Origin of the sequence: Yoonia vestfoldensis DSM 16212, from assembly GCF_000382265.1 — a bacterium.
Lineage (GTDB): Bacteria > Pseudomonadota > Alphaproteobacteria > Rhodobacterales > Rhodobacteraceae > Yoonia > Yoonia vestfoldensis.
This window is the reverse complement of the sequence record NZ_KB908000.1, coordinates 1-22,909: the sequence shown is the minus strand read 5'-3', so window position 1 is coordinate 22,909 and position 22,909 is coordinate 1. Positions and strand designations below refer to the sequence as shown.

Below are 22,909 nucleotides of genomic sequence, written 5' to 3'. Positions count from 1 at the left end.
GATCGAGATCGTCGGGATCCGCGACACCAAGAAAACCATCTGCACGGGCGTGGAAATGTTCCGCAAACTGCTGGACAGCGGCCAGGCTGGCGACAACATCGGCGCGCTGCTGCGCGGTGTGGACCGTGAAGGTGTGGAGCGCGGCCAGGTGCTGTGCAAGCCCGGTTCGGTCAAGCCACACACCAAGTTCGAAGCCGAGGCCTATATCCTGACCAAGGAAGAAGGCGGCCGTCACACGCCGTTCTTCGCGAACTACCGCCCGCAGTTCTACTTCCGCACGACGGACGTGACCGGCACGGTTGTGCTGCCTGAAGGCACCGAAATGGTGATGCCGGGCGACAACCTGAAGTTCGAAGTCGAGCTGATCGCACCGATCGCCATGGAAGACGGCCTGCGTTTCGCCATCCGCGAAGGCGGCCGCACCGTCGGCGCCGGCGTCGTGTCGAAGATCCTGCTCTAAGCCGCGCCTGGCGGGTGGCAGGGACATGTGCGCAGCAAAAGTCCCGAGCACCCGCTCGGCACTGAAAAGCCGGGCTCGCCCCGCCTGACACCAAACAAAAGGCCGCCCCTCGGGGCGGCCTTTTTGCTGTGCGAGGGTTCCAAATTCTTGTCATTGGCGCTAGGCTTGTCCTGCAACTTACGGAGGCATCGATGGATCATACCCTTTTCTGAAACAACGTCGTTCCAGCACAAAGGTATCCACATGCCCCGTTTTCCCGACCCTGCGACACGTCATCCCGTCCGCCTGCCTGACGGCACTGCCCATGCAGGCACGGTGTTCCTGTCCGCCGCAATCGACCATCCGCGTATCAGCGCGGGTGACTACAGCTATGCCAGCGCGCATGTCCCGCCGACGGACTGGGCGGCACAACTCGCGCCCTATCTCTATGATTTCTCGCCGGAACGTCTGACAATCGGCAAGTTCTGCCAGATCGCGGATGGCGTGATCTTCATCACTGCCTCGGCCAACCACCGGCGCGACGGGTTTTCCAGCTTTCCCTTCGGTATCTTCTCGGGCGGCGGGTCGGACAGCCCCTCGATGCCCGGACCGGGGCCTGACACGGTGATCGGTCATGACGTCTGGATCGGGCAGGGGGCCACGATCCTGCCGGGGACCAAGATCGGGAATGGCGTCATCATCGGTGCGCGGGCGGTCGTCGCAGGGGCTATCCCCGACTATGCGATCGTTGCGGGCAACCCCGCCCGCGTCGTCCGCCAGCGATTTGCGCCGGAGGTGATCGCCGTGCTGAACAGGATTCGCTGGTGGGACTGGAACATCGACCGGATCACGACCCACGAAGCCGCGATTGTCGGTGCCGATCTGGACGCGCTGGAAAAGGCCGCTAGCGGCTGATCAGCGCGTCGGCCTGCGCCGTTGTCGCATCCATGAAACGGCGCATCTCTTCGCGCAGCGCTTCGCGGGTGGCCTCATCTGGCTTGCGCAGGATCGCCCCCTCGAACCGCGCAAAGACCACCGCACCGCGCCCGAACATCCGTGGCACCAGCATCCGGTCCCATGTATTCAGGCGTTTTGCGCGCGTTGTGGCGAAAGCGTAGCAGAAGACCGGTACACCCGTCACACGCGCCCATTCCAGTGGCGCATCCTTGACCTGATGCGCGGGGCCAAGCGGGCCGTCGCCGGTCATCCCGATACTGACACCTTCGCGCACACGTTTGAGCACGATCCGCGATGCCGCAAGGTTGGAGGTGTGGCGCGACATCTGCATGGATTGCAGCCCGACGCGGCGTTGCAACGCGCCCGAGACGCGCCCGATGGGCGAGGCATCGTAAAGGCTCGACAGCGGGCCGTCGGCGACAGGCCAATGCAGCGCGCCCATCACCGACCGGCTGTGCCACATCACCAGAAGGACAGGGCCCTGCGCCAAGGCCGTGCGCAGATCACCCTGCCCTTCGATATGCCAGCGGGTCGTCCGATTGCACAGCGCCAGATAGCTGCCGACAAGCCAAGCCAAGACAGAGGCAAGCGTTTCCGATCGTTCGATCCGTCTGCGCAGGGACAAGGGCGGCCTTTCGGTATTGGGTTGGCTGTCTGTTTCAACATTTCTGACGGTGAACACAAGTCTGCCGCAGCTTGGCACTTGATCCGGGCGGCGTTTGCGACTAACCCGTCAATCGGCCTTAGGGGTATAGCTCAGTTGGTAGAGCGACGGTCTCCAAAACCGTAGGTCGCGGGTTCAAGCCCTGCTGCCCCTGCCAGGCCCCGATCGGAACGGCCCGCGCCGAAGGATCACCAGTTCCATGACTGACACAGCATGTTCCTTTGCTTTCCATATCGGGGCGCACAAGACGGCGACGTCGCATTTGCAGCGGTCTATCCAGACACAGGCGGCTGCCCTTTCCGCGCGCGGGGTGCATTGGTTTGGCCCCGATCAACTGCGCAAACCGCGCCAGTCTGTCCCGGCCCTGCTCGGGCTGACCGCTGGGCAAGCGCCGTCCGAAGAGATCGCGTCGCTTTTTAAGGCGGCCGGACGTGTCGTGTTCAGCGAAGAAAATTACATTGGAGCGCTCAACACACCCCGCCGCAGACCTGTGACCTGCCGCTATCCCGATGCGTCGCAGCGGATCAGCGCAGTCGCGCAGGCTATTGACCGCAAGATCGACGTCTTCCTCGCAGTCCGTCGTCCGACCGCTTTTCTTAACGCGGCCTATTGCCAGCAACTCATAGGCGGGGTCGTGACGCGCATGGCCCACTACAGAAACATCAATCCGCCGGGATCGGTGGATTGGCACGATCTGGTTCTGCGGTTGCGCGCCGTGCCGGGGGTCGGGGAAATGGTTGTGTGGTGCCACGAGGATTATGCGACCCATTTTGGCGGAATTTGCGCCGGGCTGCTCGGGGCATCCGCAGCACAGATGGTCAAACCGCTGGACCGCTACATTCACCGCAGCCTTTCCGCCGCCGCTGTGGCCGAGGTCTTGCATCGTCACGCCCTGCGCGAGGGGGGCGATCTTGGCTTTGCCGCCCGCAGGATGTTGCCGGTCGAAGATGGCTATCCGCCGTTTGACGGGTTCAGCCCCGCCGACCATGCCGCTGGCGATGCCGCTTACCGCAGACAGATCACAGCGATCGGCGCCGTGCCAGGGGTGACATTGCTGGACCCGCACTGGGCGCGTGACAGCATGCGGGCTTGAATTCGACCCCGCAACGCCGTATGTCGCGCAAAGTTTCGATAAAGGACCGTGCCGATGGCCATCGCCAATCCCGTGAAGTTCATTCAAGAAGTCCGCGCCGAGGTGGCCAAGGTCGTCTGGCCGACCCGCCGCGAGGTCGTGCTGACCACGATCATGGTGTTCATCCTTGCAGCACTGACAGCGATCTTCTTTTCGTTGGTCGATTTCGTGATCCGCTTCGGGCTGTCCGGCGTGCTTGGCTACTTCGGCGGCTAAAGGCTCCGGCTTATTATGGCGCGCCCCTCTTGAAAACGGGTGGTCGCGGCGGTAAAGGCAAGCAACTTCGGAAATATGGCGTGCGGCGAATCGAGTTGCACGCCGCTTTTATTTTCGACACCGGCGCAGGCGTCGGATCAATTTGAACCAGGGGCCATTGCGGTCTCGTGACGACAAGGTGCTCTGACAGATGGCTAAACGCTGGTATTCGGTAAGCGTTCTTTCGAACTTCGAAAAGAAGATCGCAGAGGCAATCCGCGCAAAGGCGGAAGAAAAAGGCCTGTCCGACCAGATCGACGAAGTCCTGGTGCCCACCGAAGAAGTCATCGAGGTGCGCCGCAACAAGAAAGTGACGACCGAACGCCGTTTCATGCCCGGCTATGTGCTGGTGCATATGGAAATGTCGGACGAAGGTTATCACCTGATCAATTCGATCAACCGCGTCACCGGCTTTCTGGGGCCACAAGGCCGCCCGATGCCGATGCGTGACGCCGAAGTGCAGGCCATCCTTGGCCGCGTTCAGGAAGGCGAGGACAGCCCGCGCACCCTGATCCACTTCGAGATCGGCGAAAAGGTCAAGGTCAACGACGGCCCGTTCGAGGATTTCGACGGCATGGTCGAATATGTCGACGAAGAACACCAGCGACTCAAGGTCACGGTGTCGATCTTTGGCCGGGCCACCCCGGTCGAACTAGAATTCACGCAGGTTTCGAAACAGTAACCTTGCGTGTTCAGACGTGGGAGGCACCGGATCACGTCCGGGCCGAACCACGGCATCACCGCCCGTTTTGGGCAAATGTAGGGTGGGCTTCAGCCCATCGCTGAAAAAAGGAGAGGCCAGATGGCCAAGAAAGTCATGGGCATGCTCAAGCTGCAGGTTGCAGCGGGCGACGCCAAGCCAAGCCCGCCGGTCGGCCCAGCATTGGGTCAACGCGGGATCAATATCATGGAATTCTGCAAGGCGTTCAACGCCAAGACTGCGGATATGGAAAAAGGCGCGCCTTGCCCGACTGTGATCACCTATTACGCGGACAAGTCCTTCACCTTCGAGATCAAGACGCCCCCTGCGTCCTATTACATCAAGAAGGCGGCCAAGCTTCAGTCCGGGTCCAAGACCCCCGGCCGTGCATCCGCCGGTTCGATCACCGCCAAGCAGGTGCGCGAAATCGCCGAAGCCAAGATGAAAGACCTCAATGCGACATCCATTGAAGGTGCAATGCAGATCATCATGGGCTCTGCCCGTTCGATGGGCGTGGAGGTCAAGTAATGGCAAAGCATGGTAAGCGCACAACCGCAGCCCGCGCTGCGTTCGACGGCAAGGCCAACCTGAGCGTCGCCGAGGCGATCGCGCTGGTCAAAGGCAACGCCAACGCGAAATTCGACGAAACCGTCGAAATCGCGATGCAACTGGGTGTCGATCCACGCCACGCAGACCAGATGGTCCGCGGCACCGTGACCCTGCCCAACGGCACCGGCAAGACCGTTCGCGTCGCTGTTTTCGCCCGTGGTGACAAGGCCGACGAAGCCCGCGCCGCTGGTGCTGATATCGTCGGTGCAGAAGACCTGATGGAAACCATCCAGGGCGGCACGATCGATTTCGACCGTTGCATCGCGACACCTGACATGATGGCCATCGTTGGTCGTCTGGGCAAGGTGCTGGGTCCACGCAACCTGATGCCGAACCCGCGCGTCGGCACCGTGACCATGGACGTCAAGGAAGCTGTCGAAGCAGCCAAGGGCGGTCAGGTGCAGTTCAAGGCGGAAAAAGCGGGCGTCGTGCATGCCGGTATCGGCAAGGCGTCGTTCTCGGCTGAACAGCTTCAGGAAAACATGCGTGCTTTCGTGGATGCCGTCAGCAAGGCTCGTCCAACAGGCGCCAAGGGCACCTATATGAAAAAGATCGCCGTCAGCTCGACCATGGGTCCTGGCGTGACAGTCGACGTGGCTTCGGCGACCGGCAATACCTGACCGAGCTTTCGGTTCACAAGAACATCGGCAGGCCGTCAAGGCCTGCCTTTTTCGTTTCAGCCGCCATCCTGTGTCGCGACAGGAAAGCGACAAAGTCATCCTCGTCCAGCGGCGGGGCAAGCGCGTTGCCTTGATAGTATTTGCAGCCGATATCGCGGACGACAGCGATGTCGTCGCTGGTTTCGACACCTTCCGCAGTCGCCGCGATGCCCAGCGCGCGGGTCATTTCCAGGATCGCTGCAACCACCTTGCATTGCTGTCGATCATGGACCGCCGCCTTGATCAGGTTGCCAGCGATCTTGAGCCTGTCTGGCCTGACCTTCAACAAGCCGGTGATCGACGCCCGCCCACTGCCGAAATCGTCGGTGCGTATTTCGACCCCCATGTCGCGCAACCGCCGCAGGTTATCGATGATCTGGGGGTTTTCGCGCCTGTCGTCGAAATAGATCGTTTCCAGCAATTCAATCGACAGCCTGCATCGCCGATCAACCCAGCACCCTGCGACGTCGTCGGGCAGCCGCGGGTCCATCAAGCGTGGCGCGCTGATGTTCACGGATATCGACGGCAGGATCAACCCGCAGCTGTGCAGCCGGTCGACCATGGCCAGTGCGAGCCGCAGCATCAGGCGGTCGATGTCTTCGATGATTCCCATCTCGGCCGCGAGATCCAGGAAAGCCGCGGGTTTGATCAGGCCGCGTTCGGGGTGATGCCACCGCACAAGTGCCTCGGCCCCGACGATATCGCCGGACATGACGTCCGCCTGGGGTTGAAAATAGGCCGTGAACTCCCCCCGTTCCAGCGCCGCGGGGATCGTGGCCGCGATGTGGCGTCTGGCTTGCATCCGCTTTGTGATCTGGGGGCTGATCTGGCAGACTTGATTGCGTCCGTTACGCTTGGCCTCGTAAAGCGCAACATCGGCATTGGCGATCAGGTCTGCGGCATCATCGTGACCGGCCATCCCGAGAGCGATGCCAATGCTGACGCCGATGGTGACCTGTCGCTGATCCAGATCGATGGGCTGTGTCATCGCATCGACGATCGCACACCCTGTCCGGCGCGCGCCGTCACCCGCGATGTCACGCGTCAAAAGCACCATGAATTCGTCGCCGCCGACCCTGTACGCACGCCCTGTTTCACCAACCATTGCAGAAATCCGTCTGGCCGCAGTGATCAGCACGGCATCGCCGCTGGGATGGCCCAGCGTGTCATTGACCCATTTGAACCTGTCAAGATCAAGGTGCAGCAGGGCAATCCGCATGGCGGGCCCGCCCGTGACGCCGTCCAGCGCGCGTTCGAATGCACGCCGGTTGGGCAAGCCGGTCAGGGTATCGTGATAAGCGGCCTGTTCAAGCGCGTGACGCGCCTCGATCAGTTCGCGGTTCCGGACGGCAAGGGCTGCATTGCTTTCTTCCAGCTGCATCATCGCCACCTTTTCGCGCGTGATGTCGTGCCCCGTGCCGCGATAGCCGATGAACCTGCCAGCGGGATCGAACAATGGTTCACCGGCGACCCGCAGCCACATGGTCGACCCGTCGGTCGGCCGGATGATCCGGTATTCGAAGTTGCGGAACGGCCGGTGCGCGTTCAGGTCGTCCAGATGGGCCTGCCAATCCGGCCCGGCAGGGTTGGCCGCCACAATATCGCGCCGTCGGCCAAGGATGTCCGCGGTCTTGAGTTTGGTCACCGCTTCCATCCGACCCGAGAAATAGGTGAACCGATGCGCATGATCGGTTTCCCAGAACCAGTCAGAGGCGATGCCTGCGAAATCTTCCAGATTGCGGAAAGAGGATGGGCTTTGCGGTGTCATGCGCGCGAGCATAAGCCACATTCATTGAAAAAAGGTATATCGGCATATCATGAAAGCGGCCATCTGATGAGAAATCGGCCCTTGGCAAACCCGCGCTCAGACGATAACCACCAATCTAGGCCCGAAAGATTGATTCGTTCGGGCCTTTATTCGTCCGAGACGGTGGGTTGGTCGCAAGACCGTTAATTCCTGCCTGAGACGGGATAGACCAGAATTTTTCGAGGCTCTCCTCGGTTCAACTTGGCTCGCCCCGTTTACGTGGACACCGACTGTCGGGTGGTCCGCTGCCCGGCAAAAACGAGAGCCGGTGCCAGACTATTTGGCACCTTAATTGGAGTGAAACTGTGGATAGAGCACAAAAAGAACAATTGGTCGATGAACTCGGCCAGATCTTTGAAAGCTCTGGCGTTGTAGTGGTCGCCCACTACGAAGGCATGACAGTTGCTGAAATGCAGGACCTGCGGGCGCGTATGCGCGATGCCGGCGGGGCCGTGCGCGTTGCCAAGAACAAGCTCGCCAAGATTGCCCTTGAGGGTAAGCCATGCGAAAGCATCGCAACCTACCTGACGGGCATGACCGTGATCGCCTATTCCGAAGACCCTGTCGCAGCAGCGAAAGTGGTCGATGCCTATGCCAAGACGAACGAGAAACTGGTCGTTCTGGGCGGGGCAATGGGTGACACGGCACTGGATCCAGCCGGTGTGAAAGCCGTTGCCGGGATGCCAAGCCGCGAGGAGCTTATCGCTTCTATCGTGGGTTGCATCGCAGCACCTGCCGCAAACATCGCCGGGGCCATTGGCGCGCCTGCTTCGAACATCGCGAGCATTCTTTCGACCATCGAAGAGAAAGCTGCGTAAAGCATCTGAATTGACTTGGGGCTGTCGCCTCACGTTGGAACACACTTAAAACGAACGGAAAGCATAAAATGGCTGATCTGAAAAAACTGGCTGAAGAAATCGTTGGTCTGACCCTTCTTCAAGCACAAGAACTGAAAACCATCCTGAAGGATGAATACGGCATCGAGCCCGCTGCTGGCGGCGCTGTGATGATGGCCGGTCCTGCTGTTGCTGCTGAAGCTGCAGAAGAAAAGACCGAATTCGACGTCGTCCTGAAAGACGCCGGCGCACAGAAGATCAACGTGATCAAAGAAGTGCGCGGCATCACCGGTCTGGGCCTGAAAGAAGCAAAAGACCTGGTCGAAGCTGGCGGCAAGGTCAAAGAAGGCGCATCGAAAGCCGAAGCCGACGAAATCAAAGCCAAGCTGGAAGCAGCTGGCGCGACCGTCGAACTGGCCTAAGCCTTATCTGGCAAAGGGTCTCCTTTGCCGAACCAACACGGCTGGACGCACTGATCGTGCGTCCAGCCAAACCTGTCTTAGCGGCAGGCCATGCGTGGCCCACCTCTTGGGTAGGTTGAAAAGTCGGGAGGCAGCCGGTGGGACGGCAGCCACGAATAGACTTGAAACCCCCGGTCAAATGGATGTGGCGGCGCAGCCCGGGCGCCGCACGTTCGAGAGACAAACAAAAGGTGATATCGCACATGGCTTCCTCCTTCCTTGGTCAGAAACGCCTGCGCAAGTATTACGGCAAAATCCGTGAAGTGCTTGAAATGCCGAACCTCATCGAGGTTCAGAAATCTTCCTATGATCTGTTCCTGCGTTCCGGCGACAGCGAAACACCGCTTGACGGCGAAGGCATCAAGGGTGTGTTCCAGTCGGTTTTCCCGATCAAGGACTTCAACGAGACCGCCGTGCTGGAGTTCGTGAAATACGAACTGGAAAAGCCCAAGTACGACGTCGAAGAATGCATGCAGCGCGACATGACCTATGCTGCCCCGCTGAAGGTGACGCTTCGCCTGATCGTGTTCGAAGTGGACGAGGACACAGGATCCAAATCCGTCAAGGATATCAAGGAACAAGACGTGTTCATGGGCGATATGCCCCTGATGACGCCGAACGGCACGTTTGTCGTGAACGGCACCGAACGTGTGATCGTATCCCAGATGCACCGTTCGCCCGGCGTGTTCTTTGACCACGACAAGGGCAAGACCCATTCGTCGGGGAAATTGCTGTTCGCTTGCCGGATCATCCCCTACCGCGGCAGCTGGCTCGATTTCGAATTCGACGCCAAGGACCTCGTGTTCTGCCGGATTGACCGTCGCCGCAAACTGCCTGTGACCACCCTGCTTTATGCGCTGGGGCTGGACCAGGAAGGCATCATGAATGCCTATTACAACACTGTCGATTACGCGCTGGACAAAAAGGCGAACGCCTGGACGACCAAGTTCTTCCCAGAACGCGTGCGCGGCACACGCCCGACCTATGATCTGGTCGATGCCGATACCGGCGAGATCATCGCAAAGGCTGGCGAAAAGGTGACGCCACGGTCGGTCAAGAAGATGATCGACGAAGGCAAGGTCAAGAAGCTGCTGGTCCCCTACGACCAGATCGTCGGCAAATACGTCGCGCGTGACATCATTAACGAAGACACCGGCGCGATCTATGTCGAAGCCGGTGACGAGCTGACGCTGGAAATGGACAAGACCGGCGACGTTGTCGGCGGCACCTTGAAGGAACTGATCGACGCGGGCATCACCTCGATCCCCGTGCTGGACATCGACAACATCTCTGTGGGTGGCTACATCCGCAGCACGATGGCGGCCGACAAGAACATGAACCGCGAAACCGCGCTCATGGATATCTACCGCGTGATGCGCCCGGGCGAACCACCGACCGTCGATTCCGCATCGGCGCTGTTCGACACGCTGTTCTTTGACAGCGAACGCTATGACCTGTCCGCCGTGGGCCGCGTCAAGATGAACATGCGTCTGGACCTTGACGCCGACGACACCATCCGCACGCTCCGCCGTGAGGATATCGTCGCCTGCATCAAGGCGCTGACCGAACTGCGCGACGGCAAGGGCGATATCGACGACATTGACCACCTCGGCAACCGCCGCGTCCGTTCCGTGGGCGAGCTGATGGAAAACCAGTATCGCGTCGGCCTGCTGCGCATGGAACGCGCGATCAAGGAACGCATGTCCTCGGTCGAAATCGACACGGTGATGCCGCAGGATCTGATCAACGCGAAACCTGCCGCTGCCGCCGTGCGCGAATTCTTCGGCTCCAGCCAGCTGTCGCAGTTCATGGACCAGACCAACCCGCTGTCCGAAGTGACGCACAAGCGTCGCCTGTCGGCGCTTGGGCCCGGCGGCCTGACCCGCGAACGTGCCGGTTTTGAAGTCCGTGACGTCCATCCGACCCACTATGGCCGGATGTGCCCGATCGAAACGCCGGAAGGTCCGAACATCGGTCTGATCAACTCCTTGGCCACTTTCGCCCGCGTCAACAAGTATGGTTTCATCGAAACGCCCTACCGCAAGGTCGTGGACGGCAAGGTGACGGATGATGTGCAATACATGTCCGCGACCGAGGAAATGCGTCACACCGTGGCGCAGGCCAACGCGTCGATGAACCCTGACGGATCGTTCCGCAACGATCTGGTCTCGACTCGCGTGAACGGCGATTACACACTGGCGCCACGCGAAAACGTGGACCTGATCGACGTGTCGCCGAAACAGCTCGTTTCGGTCGCCGCATCGCTGATCCCGTTCCTCGAGAACGACGACGCCAACCGTGCGTTGATGGGGTCGAACATGCAGCGTCAGGCCGTGCCTTTGCTGCAGGCCGAGGCACCACTTGTCGGCACCGGCATCGAAGAAGTCGTGGCGCGTGACAGCGGTGCTGCCATCATGGCGCGCCGCGCCGGTATCATTGATCAGGTCGACGCGCAGCGGATCGTGATCCGTGCGACATCCGATCTGGAACTGGGCGATGCGGGCGTCGACATCTACCGGATGCGCAAATTCCAGCGATCGAACCAGAACACCTGCATCAATCAGCGTCCGCTGGTGAAGGTGGGCGATCTGGTCCAGAAAGGTCAGGTCATCGCCGATGGTCCATCGACCGATCTGGGTGAGCTGGCTCTGGGCAAGAACGTGGTCGTCGCGTTCATGCCATGGAACGGCTACAACTACGAAGACTCGATCCTGATTTCCGAACGCATCGTGCGCGACGATGTCTTCACCTCGATCCACATTGAGGAATTCGAAGTCGCCGCCCGTGACACGAAACTCGGGCCAGAGGAAATCACCCGCGACATCCCCAACGTCGGCGAGGAAGCCCTGCGTAACCTCGACGAAGCCGGTATCGTCTATATCGGGGCCGAAGTCGGGCCAGCGGATATTCTGGTCGGCAAGATCACACCAAAAGGCGAAAGCCCGATGACGCCGGAAGAAAAGCTGCTGCGCGCCATCTTTGGTGAAAAGGCTTCCGACGTCCGTGATACATCGCTCCGCCTGCCGCCCGGTGACTTTGGCACTGTGGTCGAGGTGCGCGTGTTCAACCGTCACGGCGTGGAAAAGGACGAACGCGCGCTCCAGATCGAGCGTGAAGAAGTCGAACGCTTGTCGCGCGACCGCGATGACGAACGTGCGATCCTCGACCGCAACATCTATGCGCGTCTGTGGGATATCATTGGTGGCAAGAAAGCAGCCAAGGGGCCAAAAGCCTTCAAGGCAGGTTCCGTCGTCACCGAGGAGAGCGTGTCCGAACTGAGCCGTGGCCAGTGGTGGCAGCTTGCCATGGAAGACGAAGACGACGCGAAAATCGTCGAGGCGCTGAACCAGCAATACGAAATCCAGAAACGGGCGATGGATGCACGGTTCGAGGACAAGGTTGAAAAGGTCCGTCGCGGCGATGATCTGCCTCCGGGCGTCATGAAGATGGTCAAGGTGTTCGTCGCGGTGAAGCGCAAGCTGCAACCGGGCGACAAGATGGCCGGTCGTCACGGCAACAAGGGCGTCATTTCCAAGGTCGTGCCGATGGAAGACATGCCGTTCCTCGCGGACGGAACACCTGTCGACTTCTGTCTGAACCCGCTGGGTGTGCCGTCGCGGATGAACGTCGGTCAGATCCTAGAAACCCACATGGGTTGGGCCGCGCGTGGTCTGGGTATCCAGATCGACGAGGCTTTGGGTGAATATCGCCGGTCCGGCGATCTGACACCGGTGCGTGAAGCGATGAAAATCGCCTATGGCGATGATGTCTACGAAGAAGGCATCGTCAACATGGCCGAGGATGATCTGGTCGAAGCTGCGGGCAACGTCACACGCGGTGTGCCGATTGCGACACCCGTGTTCGACGGCGCGAAAGAGGCTGACGTGAACGATGCGCTGCGGCGTGCCGGTTTCGACACCTCGGGTCAGTCGATCCTGTTTGACGGTCGCACCGGTGAGCAGTTCAGCCGCAAGGTGACGGTGGGTGTCAAATACCTGCTGAAACTGCACCACTTGGTCGATGACAAGATCCACGCGCGTTCCACCGGGCCTTACAGCCTTGTCACGCAGCAGCCTCTGGGTGGTAAAGCCCAGTTCGGCGGCCAGCGTTTCGGGGAAATGGAAGTCTGGGCACTGGAAGCTTATGGCGCTGCTTACACCCTGCAGGAAATGCTGACGGTCAAGTCGGATGACGTGGCAGGGCGGACGAAAGTCTATGAAAGCATCGTCAAAGGCGAGGACAACTTCGAGGCTGGCGTGCCCGAGTCCTTCAACGTGCTTGTGAAAGAAGTTCGGGGTCTTGGCCTCAACATGGAACTCCTGGATGCGGAGGATGAGGAGTGAGGGAAACTCCGATCGCTCTGACGCTCGGCGGTCTATCGGTTCTTGTGGCCTGCGCTTCGGTTGAAGTGCAAGCCGCACAAGATGGCCAGTTTACCCATTCTGCACGCGTGCAGTTGGGTGCACTGGGCGTATTCGGGAACTGGGAAGACGCTAGCGCAGGACGCGATATTGCTTTGGGCGCTGCAAAGGAAACCTGTGGTCTTCCTGATGCAACGGCCGACACTCTTGCACTCACACGTGGCATCAGCCTGTACGACATTCGGGACTATAGCTTCGCTTGTCCCCAACCTGGAAAGGTCATTCAATGAACCAGGAACTGACAAACAACCCGTTCAACCCGGTTGCCCCGGCAAAGACGTTTGACGAAATCAAGGTGTCTCTGGCATCGCCCGAACGGATCCTGTCGTGGTCCTTCGGCGAGATCAAGAAGCCCGAAACCATCAACTACCGCACGTTCAAGCCAGAGCGGGACGGTCTGTTTTGCGCGCGTATCTTTGGTCCGATCAAGGATTACGAATGCCTGTGCGGCAAATACAAGCGCATGAAATATCGCGGCGTCGTCTGCGAAAAATGTGGCGTGGAAGTGACCCTGCAAAAGGTCCGCCGCGAACGCATGGGCCATATCGAATTGGCCGCACCCGTCGCGCACATCTGGTTCCTGAAATCGCTGCCATCCCGTATCGGCCTGATGCTGGACATGACCCTGCGCGATCTGGAACGCATCCTGTATTTCGAAAACTACGTCGTGATCGAACCCGGTCTGACCGACCTGACCTATGGCCAGTTGCTGACCGAGGAAGAATTCAACGACGCGCAGGACCTGTACGGCATGGACGCGTTCCAGGCCAATATCGGTGCCGAAGCGATCCGCGAAATGCTGGCCCAGATCGATCTGGAATCCGAAGCTGAACAGCTGCGCGCCGATCTGAAAGTGGCGACAGGTGAGTTGAAGCCCAAGAAGATCATCAAGCGTCTGAAGATCGTCGAGAACTTCCTTGAATCCGGCAACCGTCCGGAATGGATGGTCCTGACCGTGATCCCCGTGATCCCGCCGGAACTGCGCCCGCTGGTCCCGCTGGATGGCGGCCGTTTCGCGACATCCGACCTCAACGATCTGTATCGTCGGGTCATCAACCGGAACAACCGCCTGAAGCGCCTGATCGAACTGCGCGCGCCCGACATCATCGTGCGCAACGAAAAGCGCATGTTGCAGGAATCCGTCGATGCGCTGTTCGACAACGGCCGTCGTGGCCGCGTGATCACGGGTGCCAACAAGCGTCCGCTGAAATCGCTGTCTGATATGCTCAAGGGTAAGCAGGGGCGTTTCCGCCAGAACCTTTTGGGCAAACGCGTCGACTTTTCGGGTCGTTCGGTCATCGTGACCGGGCCGGAACTGAAGCTGCACCAGTGCGGGTTGCCCAAGAAGATGGCGCTCGAACTGTTCAAACCGTTCATCTATTCGCGGCTGGAGGCCAAGGGCCTGTCCAGCACCGTGAAACAAGCCAAGAAACTGGTCGAAAAAGAACGGCCGGAAGTCTGGGATATCCTGGATGAAGTGATCCGCGAACACCCCGTCATGCTGAACCGTGCGCCCACGCTGCACCGTCTGGGCATTCAGGCGTTTGAACCCGTCCTGATCGAAGGCAAGGCGATCCAGCTGCATCCGTTGGTCTGTACCGCCTTCAACGCCGACTTTGACGGCGACCAGATGGCTGTTCACGTGCCGCTGAGCCTTGAGGCGCAGCTGGAAGCCCGCGTTCTGATGATGTCCACGAACAACGTGCTGTCGCCTGCCAACGGCGCGCCGATCATCGTGCCGTCGCAGGATATGATCCTTGGCCTGTACTACACGACCATCATGCGCGAAGGCATGAAGGGCGAAGGCATGTCGTTCAGCAATATCGACGAAGTCGAACATGCGCTGGCCGCAGGCGAGGTGCATCTGCACGCCAAGATCACCGCGCGGATGATCCAGATCGACGACGAAGGCAACGAAGTGCTGGAACGGTTCGAAACGACACCGGGCCGTCTGCGTCTGGGTGTGCTTCTGCCGCTGAACGCCAAGGCACCTTTCGCGCTGGTCAACCGTCTGCTGCGCAAGAAAGAAGTCCAGCAGATCATCGACACCGTCTACCGCTATTGCGGCCAGAAGGAATCGGTCATCTTCTGTGACCAGATCATGACCATGGGTTTCCGCGAGGCGTTCAAGGCGGGCATTTCGTTCGGCAAGGACGACATGGTCGTGCCCGACACCAAATGGGCGCTGGTCGACGAGACCCGCGACCAGGTCAAGGATTTCGAACAGCAGTACATGGACGGCCTGATCACCCAGGGTGAAAAGTACAACAAGGTCGTGGATGCCTGGTCGAAAGCCAACGACAAGGTTACCGAGGCGATGATGACCACCATTTCGACCGCCGGCCGCGACGCCGACGGATCGGAAAGCGAGCCGAACTCTGTCTATATGATGGCCCATTCCGGTGCGCGTGGCTCGGTCACACAGATGAAGCAGCTTGGCGGGATGCGCGGCCTGATGGCCAAGCCGAACGGCGAGATCATCGAAACGCCGATCATCTCGAATTTCAAGGAAGGTCTGACCGTTCTTGAATACTTCAACTCCACCCACGGCGCCCGCAAGGGTCTGTCGGATACGGCGTTGAAGACGGCGAACTCGGGCTATCTGACCCGTCGTCTGGTCGACGTGGCACAGGATTGCATCGTCCGTCAGGTCGATTGCGGCACCGACCGTGCGATCACTGCCGAAGCGGCCGTGAACGACGGCGAGGTCGTGTCGTCGCTGGCCGAGCGTGTGCTGGGCCGTGTCTCTGCCGATGACGTTATCCGTCCCGGCACCGACGAGGTGATCGTGCACGCAGGCGAGCTTATCGACGAACGCAAGGCCGACATGATCGACGCCGCAGCCATCGGCAAGATGCGCATCCGCAGCCCGCTGACCTGCGAGGCCGAAGATGGCGTCTGCGCGATGTGCTATGGCCGTGATCTGGCGCGCGGCACACGCGTGAACATCGGTGAAGCGGTCGGTATCATCGCCGCCCAATCCATCGGTGAACCCGGTACACAGCTGACGATGCGGACCTTCCACATCGGCGGCGTGGCACAGGGTGGGCAGGCGTCGTTCCTCGAAGCGTCGCAGCCCGGCAAGGTCACGTTCCGCAACGCGCAACTGCTGGAAAACGCCGCTGGCGAAAACGTCGTCATGGGCCGGAACATGGTCATCGCGATCGTCGGACCCGAAGGCGAGGATCGTGCGACCCACAAGGTCGGTTACGGCTCCAAGGTGCTGGTCAAGGAAGGCCAGGACATCCTGCGCGGCGACAAGGTGTTCGAATGGGACCCCTATACCCTGCCGATCATCGCCGAAAAGTCGGGTACGGCGAAATACGTCGATCTCGTCAACGGGATCGCCGTACGTGAAGACACAGATGATGCGACGGGCATGACCCAGCGTATCGTGTCCGACTGGCGCGCCGCCCCCAAGGGAAACGAGCTGGCACCGAAGATCATCGTCGTCGGTGCCGATGGCGAGGTCGTGCTGAAGGATGACGGCAACCCCGTCTCCTACGGTATGTCGGTCGACGCGGTTCTGTCCGTCGAAGACGGTCAGGACGTGAAAGCCGGTGACGTGATCGCGCGTATCCCGCGCGAAGGTGCCAAGACCAAGGACATTACCGGCGGTCTGCCGCGTGTGGCCGAATTGTTCGAAGCCCGTCGCCCCAAGGATCACGCGATCATCGCCGAAATCGATGGCTACGTGCGCTTTGGCAAGGACTACAAGAACAAGCGCCGGATCACGATCGAAAGCGCCGAAGATGCGGACGTCAAGGTCGAATACATGGTGCCCAAGGGCAAACACATTCCCGTCGTGGAAGGTGACTTTGTCCAGAAGGGTGACTACATCATGGATGGTAACCCAGCCCCGCATGATATTCTTGCGGTCATGGGGGTCGAGGCGCTTGCCGTCTACATGATCGACGAAGTGCAGGACGTCTATCGCCTGCAGGGCGTGAAGATCAACGACAAGCACATCGAAGTCATCGTGCGCCAGATGCTCCAGAAATGGGAAATCCAGGACAGCGGTGACACGGTTCTGCTGAAAGGCGAAACCGTCGACAAGGCCGAGTTCGACGAAGCCAACGCCAAGGCGATCAAACGCGGCGACCGTCCGGCAACGGGCGAGCCGATCCTTCTGGGGATCACCAAGGCGTCGTTGCAGACACGGTCCTTCATCTCGGCGGCATCGTTCCAGGAAACCACGCGCGTGCTGACCGAAGCATCGGTTCAGGGCAAGCGGGACAAGCTGATCGGCCTGAAGGAAAACGTCATCGTCGGTCGTCTGATCCCGGCAGGCACAGGCGGGGCAACCCAGCAGATGCGCAAGATCGCCGCAGACCGCGACAATGTCGTGATCGAGGCCCGCCGCGAAGAAGCCGAACAGGCGGCCGCCTTGGTTGCGCCCGTGCGGAACGAGGAAACCGATGTGTTCGGTGCGCGCACCGAAGCGTCCGACGACAACGACGCGTAAGGCTCGGCAAAACGAACAACGAAAAGGCCCCCGCTTTCGGGGGCCTTTTCATTTGGAACAGAATGTCGGTGCCCCCGGCGCAATCTCTCTGGCAGAGGTCAAGCGGCGCTGATACCTCCTTGGGCATGGCGGTGATGTCTGACAATATCCGGGGTGCGTTGCTAATGACGGGGGGCATGTTCGCCTTTACGGTCAACGATGCTTTCATGAAATCCGTGTCCGACCAGATCCCGCTGTTTCAGGCGGTCCTGATCCGGGGGACCGGCGCGATCATCTGCCTGACGCTCATGTGCCGGGCGATGAACCAGCTGCATTTCAACCTGCCACGGCGCGACTGGGGATTGATCCTGTTGCGCACGCTGGGCGAGGTCGGCGGCACCTATTTCTTTCTGACCGCGCTGTTCCACATGCCCATCGCCAATGTCAGCGCGATCCTCCAGGCGCTGCCGCTTGCCGTCAGCCTGGCTGCAACGCTGTTTCTGGGCGAGGCGTTGGGCTGGCGCAGGTTCGCGGCCATTGGCATCGGCTTTGTGGGCGTGGTGTTCATCATCCAGCCGGGCGGAGCGGATTTCAGTGGCTACAGTATCTATGCGCTGATTTCGGTGGCCTGCATCACGCTGCGCGATCTGGCGGTGCGGCGGATGTCGGTGCAGGTGCCGGTGGTGTTCGTGGCCTTGATCGCGGCGATCGGGGTAACGACGCTGGGGGCTGTCGGGTCGCTCTTCATCACATGGCAAACGATGTCGCCCACATCATTGTTGCAGATTGGGTGCGCCACGATCTTTCTGATTTTCGGTTATCTCTTCTCGGTCAGCGCGATGCGGTCGGGCGAGATCAGTTTTGTCGCTCCTTTCCGCTACACAAGCCTGCTGGTCGCGCTGATCCTCGGAATTCTGGTGTTCGACGAATGGCCGAACGCCTTGACGCTGTTCGGCGGGGCCATCGTCGTGGCCACAGGCCTGTTCACGCTTTGGCGCGAACGGCGGCTGCGCATCCGGCACAATCTGTCGCCGGACCGCATCCGCTGATCCCGCTACCGCGTGCCGAAGAACACACCGTCAAGGAACAGGTCCACATCGCCGACGGCATTGCCTGTCGCTGTCCCGAACACAGCATCGCCGCCACGGAAGTCGTCGCGCACGCTGCCTTGCAACGTCAGGTTCATATCAGACGTGAAGAAAGAGCCGCCCGGCGTCACACCCGAGACGTCGCCTCTGGCCCCGGCAAGAATGTTGCCCCGATCCTCGAACCCGCTGATCGCAAGACCACCGTCCAGCAACTGATCCGGCCGTCCGGCGGTGTCGATGAGGTTGATATTCGTGACAGACCCCGTGACGCGGTCCGCCCCAAAGCCCACTGTCATCGCCATATCGCCCAGGATACTGCCGTTCAGGTCGCCGGTCACGTCTGCCCCGATCTGGCCGGAATAGGTGGCTGATCCGGTCGGCAGACCGGTAAGGCCGGTTTCCGGCAGGCGGCTGATGCGCGCGGCTTCGGCAAAGGCGCGGTCGACCTCGCGTTCACCAATGCTGGGCGGCGTCGGGACAGCGCATGCGGCCAATGTCAGGCAGGCCGCCAGGGCGGGGAAAATCGGTTTCATAGGTGTGGTCTCCAGCTAGCCCGGTGTCGATTCTTGCAAGATTGCGTGTCGGGCTTTGCGCCTCTTGCAACCACGGTCGCGCTGTCGATGATGCTATGCAATAGCAGCTTGTTTTCCGGGGTATTCGGAGGCAAACGGCACGGCTCTGCCCCTGTTGACAGCCCATGCGCAACGGCCTATACGCCGCTCATCCGGGCGGGGATTTCCCATTTGTCCCGATATCACATCTGTCGTGGCCAAGAACCGGGCGATTATAGCCTTGTTCCTCTGGATGCAGACCGCACCGAACCTCCGGTAAGGGTTCGACTGCGGAATTTTTGTGCTTTTCATACGCGAAAGGCATGGTTTGAAACCCGCGTTTGCCGGACGCATACATGTGAATAGATGGGAACATCACACGATGCCAACGATTCAGCAGCTGATCCGCAAGCCGCGCCAGCCGAAAATTGTCAAATCCAAGTCTCAGCACCTGGAATCCTGCCCTCAGAAACGCGGCGTCTGCACGCGCGTTTACACCACCACACCAAAGAAACCGAACTCGGCCATGCGGAAAGTCGCCAAGGTGCGTCTGACCAACGGCTTCGAGGTGATCTCTTACATTCCCGGTGAAAGCCACAACCTTCAGGAACACTCTGTCGTCCTGATCCGTGGCGGCCGTGTAAAAGACCTTCCAGGTGTGCGTTATCACGTCCTGCGGGGTGTTCTTGATACTCAAGGCGTCAAGAACCGTAAGCAGCGCCGTTCCAAATATGGCGCGAAGCGTCCGAAGTAAGGGAAAGATCACATGTCACGTCGTCACGCCGCTGAAAAGCGCCAAGTTCTGCCAGACGCCAAGTTTGGTGATACCGTTCTGACCAAGTTCATGAACAACCTGATGGTCGACGGCAAGAAAGCCGTTGCCGAACGGATCGTCTACAACGCGTTTGATCGCGTTGAAGGCAAGCTGAAAAAGTCGCCCGTGGAAGTGTTCCACGAGTGTCTGGACAACATCAAGCCATCCGTCGAAGTGCGCTCGCGCCGCGTCGGTGGTGCGACCTACCAGGTGCCCGTCGAAGTCCGTCCAGAGCGTCGTGAGGCGCTGGCGATCCGCTGGCTGATCGCCGCTGCGAAAAAGCGCAATGAAAACACCATGGAAGAACGTCTTGCAGGCGAACTGCTCGACGCTGTCCAAGGCCGCGGCACTGCCGTGAAAAAGCGCGAAGACACCCACAAGATGGCCGACGCGAACAAAGCGTTCAGCCATTATCGCTGGTAATAGGGACGAACCGACATGGCACGCGACTACCCACTGAACCGCTACCGCAACTTCGGTATCATGGCGCATATCGATGCAGGTAAAACCACCTGCACCGAGCGGATTCTGTTTTATACCGGCAAATCCCACAACATCGGCGAAGTGCACGATGGCGCGGCGACCATGGACTGGATGGAACAGGAACAGGAACGCGGCATCACGATCACCTCGGCTGCGACCACGACCTTCTGGCAGCGTCAGGACGACCCGACCGCTGACGGGATCTCCGATACCAAGTTCCGCATGAACATCATCGACACCCCCGGCCACGTTGACTTCACCATCGAGGTGGAACGTTCGCTGGCCGTGCTCGACGGTGCGATCTGTCTGCTGGACGCCAATGCCGGTGTCGAACCCCAGACTGAAACCGTCTGGCGTCAGGCTGACCGTTACAAGGTTCCGCGGATCGTGTTCGTCAACAAGATGGACAAGATCGGCGCCGATTTCTTCAACTGCGTCAAGATGATTGCTGACCGGACAGGCGCTGTGCCTGCCCCGATCCAGTTGCCGATCGGTGCCGAGACCGAGCTTGAAGGCATCATCGATCTCGTGACCATGGAAGAATGGGTCTATCTTGGCGAAGACCTGGGCGCGTCCTGGGTGCGTCAGCCGATCCGCGACAGCCTGAACGATATGGCGCTGGAATGGCGCGGCAAGCTGATCGAACTGGCCGTCGACATGGACGACGACGCGATGATGGCCTATCTCGAAGGCGAAGAACCTGATGTGGACACCCTGCGCAAGCTGATCCGCAAGGGCACGCTGGCGATGAAATTCGTCCCGATTCTGGCTGGCTCCGCATTCAAGAACAAAGGCGTGCAGCCGCTGCTGAACGCCGTGATCGACTATCTGCCAAGCCCGATGGACGTTGTCGACTACATGGGCTTCAAGCCCGGTGACGAAACCGAGACGCGCAACATCCCGCGCCGCGCGGATGATAGCATGCCGTTCTCGGGCCTTGCGTTCAAGATCATGAACGACCCGTTTGTGGGGTCCTTGACCTTCACCCGTCTCTATTCGGGCAAGCTGGCCAAGGGCGATGCGATGCTGAACTCCACCAAAGGTGGCAAGGAACGTGTCGGTCGCATGATGATGATGCACGCCATCAACCGCGAAGAAATCGACGAAGCCTGGGCCGGTGACATCATCGCGCTGGGTGGTCTGAAGAACACGACAACCGGCGACACCCTGTGTGATCCGTCCGATCCTGTCGTTCTTGAAACGATGACCTTCCCAGAGCCCGTGATCGAAATCGCGGTCGAGCCAAAGACAAAGGCCGACCAAGAGAAGATGGGCATCGCGCTGGCGCGTCTGGCTGCAGAGGATCCATCCTTCCGCGTGGAAACTGACTTTGAATCCGGTCAGACCATCATGAAGGGCATGGGCGAATTGCATCTCGACATTCTGGTCGACCGCATGAAGCGCGAATTCAAGGTCGAGGCGAACATCGGTGCGCCGCAGGTGGCATACCGCGAAACCATCGGCCACGAAGTCGAACACACCTATACCCACAAGAAACAATCCGGTGGGTCGGGCCAGTTCGGTGAGGTCAAGCTGCTGATCCAGCCGACAGCGCCCGGCGAAGGCTACTCGTTCGAAAGCCGCGTCGTCGGTGGTTCGGTGCCGAAGGAATACATCCCTGGCGTCGAAAAAGGGATCAAGTCGGTCATGGATTCCGGTCCATTGGCAGGCTTCCCCGTCATCGACTTCAAGGTGGCCCTGCTGGAAGGCAAGTATCACGATGTGGACTCCTCGGTCCTCGCGTTCGAGATCGCTGCACGGATGTGTATGCGTGAAGGGATGCGCAAGGCCGGTGCGAAACTGCTTGAACCGATCATGAAAGTCGAAGTCGTGACCCCCGAGGAATATACCGGCGGGATCATCGGTGACCTGACATCGCGTCGGGGCATGGTGCAGGGGCAGGACAGCCGCGGCAATGCCAACGTGATCGAGGCTTTCGTGCCGCTGGCCAACATGTTCGGCTACATCAACACCTTGCGGTCGATGTCGTCCGGTCGCGCCAACTTCACGATGATCTTCGATCATTATGAACCGGTGCCGCAGAACATCAGCGACGAGATCCAGAAGAAATACGCTTAACGGTGCGGCGGGGATAACCCCGCCCTACCACCCCCCGTAGGGCGGGGTTATCCCCGCCGCCCCAACACAAAATTCAAGGAGCCACACCATGGCAAAGGCAAAGTTTGAACGTAACAAGCCGCACGTGAACATCGGCACGATCGGGCATGTTGACCACGGCAAGACGACGCTGACGGCGGCGATCACGAAGTATTTCGGCGACTTCCGTGCCTACGACCAGATCGATGGCGCGCCCGAAGAAAAGGCCCGCGGCATCACGATCTCGACCGCGCATGTCGAATACGAATCCGAATCCCGTCACTATGCCCACGTCGACTGCCCCGGCCACGCGGACTATGTGAAGAACATGATCACCGGTGCCGCGCAGATGGACGGCGCGATCCTGGTGGTGAACGCCGCTGACGGCCCGATGCCGCAGACGCGCGAGCACATCCTGCTGGGCCGTCAGGTCGGCATTCCCTACATGGTCGTCTACATGAACAAGGTCGACCAGGTGGATGACGCCGAACT

The 22,909-nt window shown here is 60.0% G+C and carries 20 protein-coding genes and 1 tRNA gene; 18 read left to right on the top strand and 3 right to left on the bottom strand.

What is annotated here, in order from left to right; translation table 11 throughout:
- Positions 1 to 460, top strand: a 460-nt coding sequence (locus H147_RS0118190) for an EF-Tu C-terminal domain-related protein (protein WP_019956823.1), incomplete at its 5' end; no start/stop codon positions are given.
- Between the two features lie 243 nt (positions 461 to 703).
- Positions 704 to 1,354, top strand: coding sequence for a CatB-related O-acetyltransferase (locus H147_RS0118185; RefSeq protein ID WP_019956822.1), 651 nt, complete (start codon positions 704 to 706; stop codon positions 1,352 to 1,354).
- On the opposite strand, the gene H147_RS0118180 is transcribed toward H147_RS0118185, so the two are convergent.
- Entirely contained in the window at positions 1,344 to 2,021 is a 678-nt protein-coding gene (locus H147_RS0118180) for a lysophospholipid acyltransferase family protein (protein ID WP_051108230.1), read from the bottom strand. The two genes, H147_RS0118185 and H147_RS0118180, sit on opposite strands and share 11 nt — an antisense overlap.
- Before the next feature lie 120 nt (positions 2,022 to 2,141).
- Here H147_RS0118180 and H147_RS0118175 point away from each other — a divergent pair.
- The 6 genes from H147_RS0118175 (at position 2,142) to rplA (ending at position 5,376) form a co-directional block, all read left to right on the top strand.
- Positions 2,142 to 2,217 (top strand) — tRNA-Trp (locus H147_RS0118175).
- A gap of 42 nt (positions 2,218 to 2,259) precedes the next feature.
- Positions 2,260 to 3,153, top strand: coding sequence for a hypothetical protein (locus H147_RS0118170; RefSeq protein ID WP_019956820.1), 894 nt, complete (start codon positions 2,260 to 2,262; stop codon positions 3,151 to 3,153).
- A gap of 54 nt (positions 3,154 to 3,207) precedes the next feature.
- A complete protein-coding gene (gene secE, locus H147_RS0118165; RefSeq protein ID WP_019956819.1) occupies positions 3,208 to 3,408 on the top strand; it encodes a preprotein translocase subunit SecE in 201 nt (66 codons plus the stop codon).
- Positions 3,409 to 3,598: 190 nt separating this feature from the next.
- Positions 3,599 to 4,129 (top strand): transcription termination/antitermination protein NusG, encoded by a 531-nt coding sequence (gene nusG, locus H147_RS0118160; protein WP_007206590.1) that lies wholly within the window; start codon positions 3,599 to 3,601, stop codon positions 4,127 to 4,129.
- Positions 4,130 to 4,249: 120 nt separating this feature from the next.
- Positions 4,250 to 4,675, top strand: coding sequence for a 50S ribosomal protein L11 (rplK, locus tag H147_RS0118155; protein WP_019956818.1), 426 nt, complete (start codon positions 4,250 to 4,252; stop codon positions 4,673 to 4,675).
- Positions 4,675 to 5,376 carry a 50S ribosomal protein L1 gene (gene rplA / locus H147_RS0118150; protein WP_019956817.1) on the top strand — a complete coding sequence of 234 codons (702 nt, stop codon included), beginning with the start codon at positions 4,675 to 4,677 and terminating at the stop codon, positions 5,374 to 5,376. Before rplK ends, rplA begins: the two co-directional genes overlap by 1 nt.
- Positions 5,377 to 5,389: 13 nt before the next feature.
- Here the strand turns inward: rplA and H147_RS0118145 are convergent, their stop codons facing one another.
- Entirely contained in the window at positions 5,390 to 7,183 is a 1,794-nt protein-coding gene (locus tag H147_RS0118145; RefSeq protein WP_043700379.1) for a putative bifunctional diguanylate cyclase/phosphodiesterase, read from the bottom strand.
- Between the two features lie 344 nt (positions 7,184 to 7,527).
- Here H147_RS0118145 and rplJ point away from each other — a divergent pair, with 344 nt between their 5' ends.
- The 6 genes from rplJ (at position 7,528) to H147_RS0118120 (ending at position 18,433) form a co-directional block, all read left to right on the top strand.
- Entirely contained in the window at positions 7,528 to 8,040 is a 513-nt protein-coding gene (gene rplJ / locus H147_RS0118140; protein ID WP_026352681.1) for a 50S ribosomal protein L10, read from the top strand.
- Positions 8,041 to 8,108: 68 nt separating this feature from the next.
- On the top strand, positions 8,109 to 8,480 hold the full coding sequence (gene rplL / locus H147_RS0118135; protein WP_019956814.1) for a 50S ribosomal protein L7/L12: 372 nt from the start codon (positions 8,109 to 8,111) through the stop codon (positions 8,478 to 8,480).
- 242 nt (positions 8,481 to 8,722) lie between these two features.
- Positions 8,723 to 12,862 carry a DNA-directed RNA polymerase subunit beta gene (gene rpoB / locus H147_RS0118130; RefSeq protein ID WP_019956813.1) on the top strand — a complete coding sequence of 1,380 codons (4,140 nt, stop codon included), beginning with the start codon at positions 8,723 to 8,725 and terminating at the stop codon, positions 12,860 to 12,862.
- Positions 12,859 to 13,170, top strand: a complete 312-nt coding sequence (locus H147_RS21100; RefSeq protein ID WP_162561710.1) for a hypothetical protein — start codon at positions 12,859 to 12,861, stop codon at positions 13,168 to 13,170. The genes rpoB and H147_RS21100 overlap by 4 nt, the downstream gene beginning before the upstream one ends.
- Entirely contained in the window at positions 13,167 to 17,405 is a 4,239-nt protein-coding gene (rpoC, locus tag H147_RS0118125; RefSeq protein ID WP_019956812.1) for a DNA-directed RNA polymerase subunit beta', read from the top strand. The genes H147_RS21100 and rpoC overlap by 4 nt, the downstream gene beginning before the upstream one ends.
- A 125-nt stretch (positions 17,406 to 17,530) precedes the next feature.
- Entirely contained in the window at positions 17,531 to 18,433 is a 903-nt protein-coding gene (locus tag H147_RS0118120; RefSeq protein WP_019956811.1) for a DMT family transporter, read from the top strand.
- Positions 18,434 to 18,438: 5 nt separating this feature from the next.
- On the opposite strand, the gene H147_RS0118115 is transcribed toward H147_RS0118120, so the two are convergent.
- Positions 18,439 to 19,005: a hypothetical protein gene (locus H147_RS0118115; protein WP_019956810.1), complete on the bottom strand. Its 567-nt coding sequence runs from the start codon at positions 19,003 to 19,005 to the stop codon at positions 18,439 to 18,441.
- 400 nt (positions 19,006 to 19,405) lie between these two features.
- Here H147_RS0118115 and rpsL point away from each other — a divergent pair, with 400 nt between their 5' ends.
- From rpsL to H147_RS20100, 4 genes are all read left to right on the top strand, one after another.
- Entirely contained in the window at positions 19,406 to 19,777 is a 372-nt protein-coding gene (gene rpsL, locus H147_RS0118110) for a 30S ribosomal protein S12 (protein ID WP_007206600.1), read from the top strand.
- Positions 19,778 to 19,789: 12 nt separating this feature from the next.
- Entirely contained in the window at positions 19,790 to 20,260 is a 471-nt protein-coding gene (gene rpsG, locus H147_RS0118105) for a 30S ribosomal protein S7 (protein ID WP_007206601.1), read from the top strand.
- Positions 20,261 to 20,275: 15 nt separating this feature from the next.
- Positions 20,276 to 22,399: an elongation factor G gene (fusA, locus tag H147_RS0118100; RefSeq protein ID WP_019956809.1), complete on the top strand. Its 2,124-nt coding sequence runs from the start codon at positions 20,276 to 20,278 to the stop codon at positions 22,397 to 22,399.
- Between the two features lie 88 nt (positions 22,400 to 22,487).
- A partial coding sequence (locus tag H147_RS20100; protein ID WP_019956808.1) for a GTP-binding protein occupies positions 22,488 to 22,909 on the top strand: 422 nt, incomplete at its 3' end.

What these genes read in the sequence shown, in the direction of transcription:
- H147_RS0118185 (WP_019956822.1), top strand. Translation starts at nt 704, where the DNA reads ATGCCCCGTTTTCCCGACCCTGCGACACGTCATCCCGTCCGCCTGCCT.
- H147_RS0118170 (WP_019956820.1), top strand. Translation starts at nt 2,260, where the DNA reads ATGACTGACACAGCATGTTCCTTTGCTTTCCATATCGGGGCGCACAAG.
- secE (WP_019956819.1), top strand. Translation starts at nt 3,208, where the DNA reads ATGGCCATCGCCAATCCCGTGAAGTTCATTCAAGAAGTCCGCGCCGAG.
- nusG (WP_007206590.1), top strand. Translation starts at nt 3,599, where the DNA reads ATGGCTAAACGCTGGTATTCGGTAAGCGTTCTTTCGAACTTCGAAAAG.
- rplK (WP_019956818.1), top strand. Translation starts at nt 4,250, where the DNA reads ATGGCCAAGAAAGTCATGGGCATGCTCAAGCTGCAGGTTGCAGCGGGC.
- rplA (WP_019956817.1), top strand. Translation starts at nt 4,675, where the DNA reads ATGGCAAAGCATGGTAAGCGCACAACCGCAGCCCGCGCTGCGTTCGAC.
- H147_RS0118145 (WP_043700379.1), bottom strand. Translation starts at nt 7,183, where the DNA reads ATGACACCGCAAAGCCCATCCTCTTTCCGCAATCTGGAAGATTTCGCA.
- rplL (WP_019956814.1), top strand. Translation starts at nt 8,109, where the DNA reads ATGGCTGATCTGAAAAAACTGGCTGAAGAAATCGTTGGTCTGACCCTT.
- rpoB (WP_019956813.1), top strand. Translation starts at nt 8,723, where the DNA reads ATGGCTTCCTCCTTCCTTGGTCAGAAACGCCTGCGCAAGTATTACGGC.
- rpoC (WP_019956812.1), top strand. Translation starts at nt 13,167, where the DNA reads ATGAACCAGGAACTGACAAACAACCCGTTCAACCCGGTTGCCCCGGCA.
- H147_RS0118120 (WP_019956811.1), top strand. Translation starts at nt 17,531, where the DNA reads ATGGCGGTGATGTCTGACAATATCCGGGGTGCGTTGCTAATGACGGGG.
- H147_RS0118115 (WP_019956810.1), bottom strand. Translation starts at nt 19,005, where the DNA reads ATGAAACCGATTTTCCCCGCCCTGGCGGCCTGCCTGACATTGGCCGCA.
- rpsL (WP_007206600.1), top strand. Translation starts at nt 19,406, where the DNA reads ATGCCAACGATTCAGCAGCTGATCCGCAAGCCGCGCCAGCCGAAAATT.
- rpsG (WP_007206601.1), top strand. Translation starts at nt 19,790, where the DNA reads ATGTCACGTCGTCACGCCGCTGAAAAGCGCCAAGTTCTGCCAGACGCC.
- fusA (WP_019956809.1), top strand. Translation starts at nt 20,276, where the DNA reads ATGGCACGCGACTACCCACTGAACCGCTACCGCAACTTCGGTATCATG.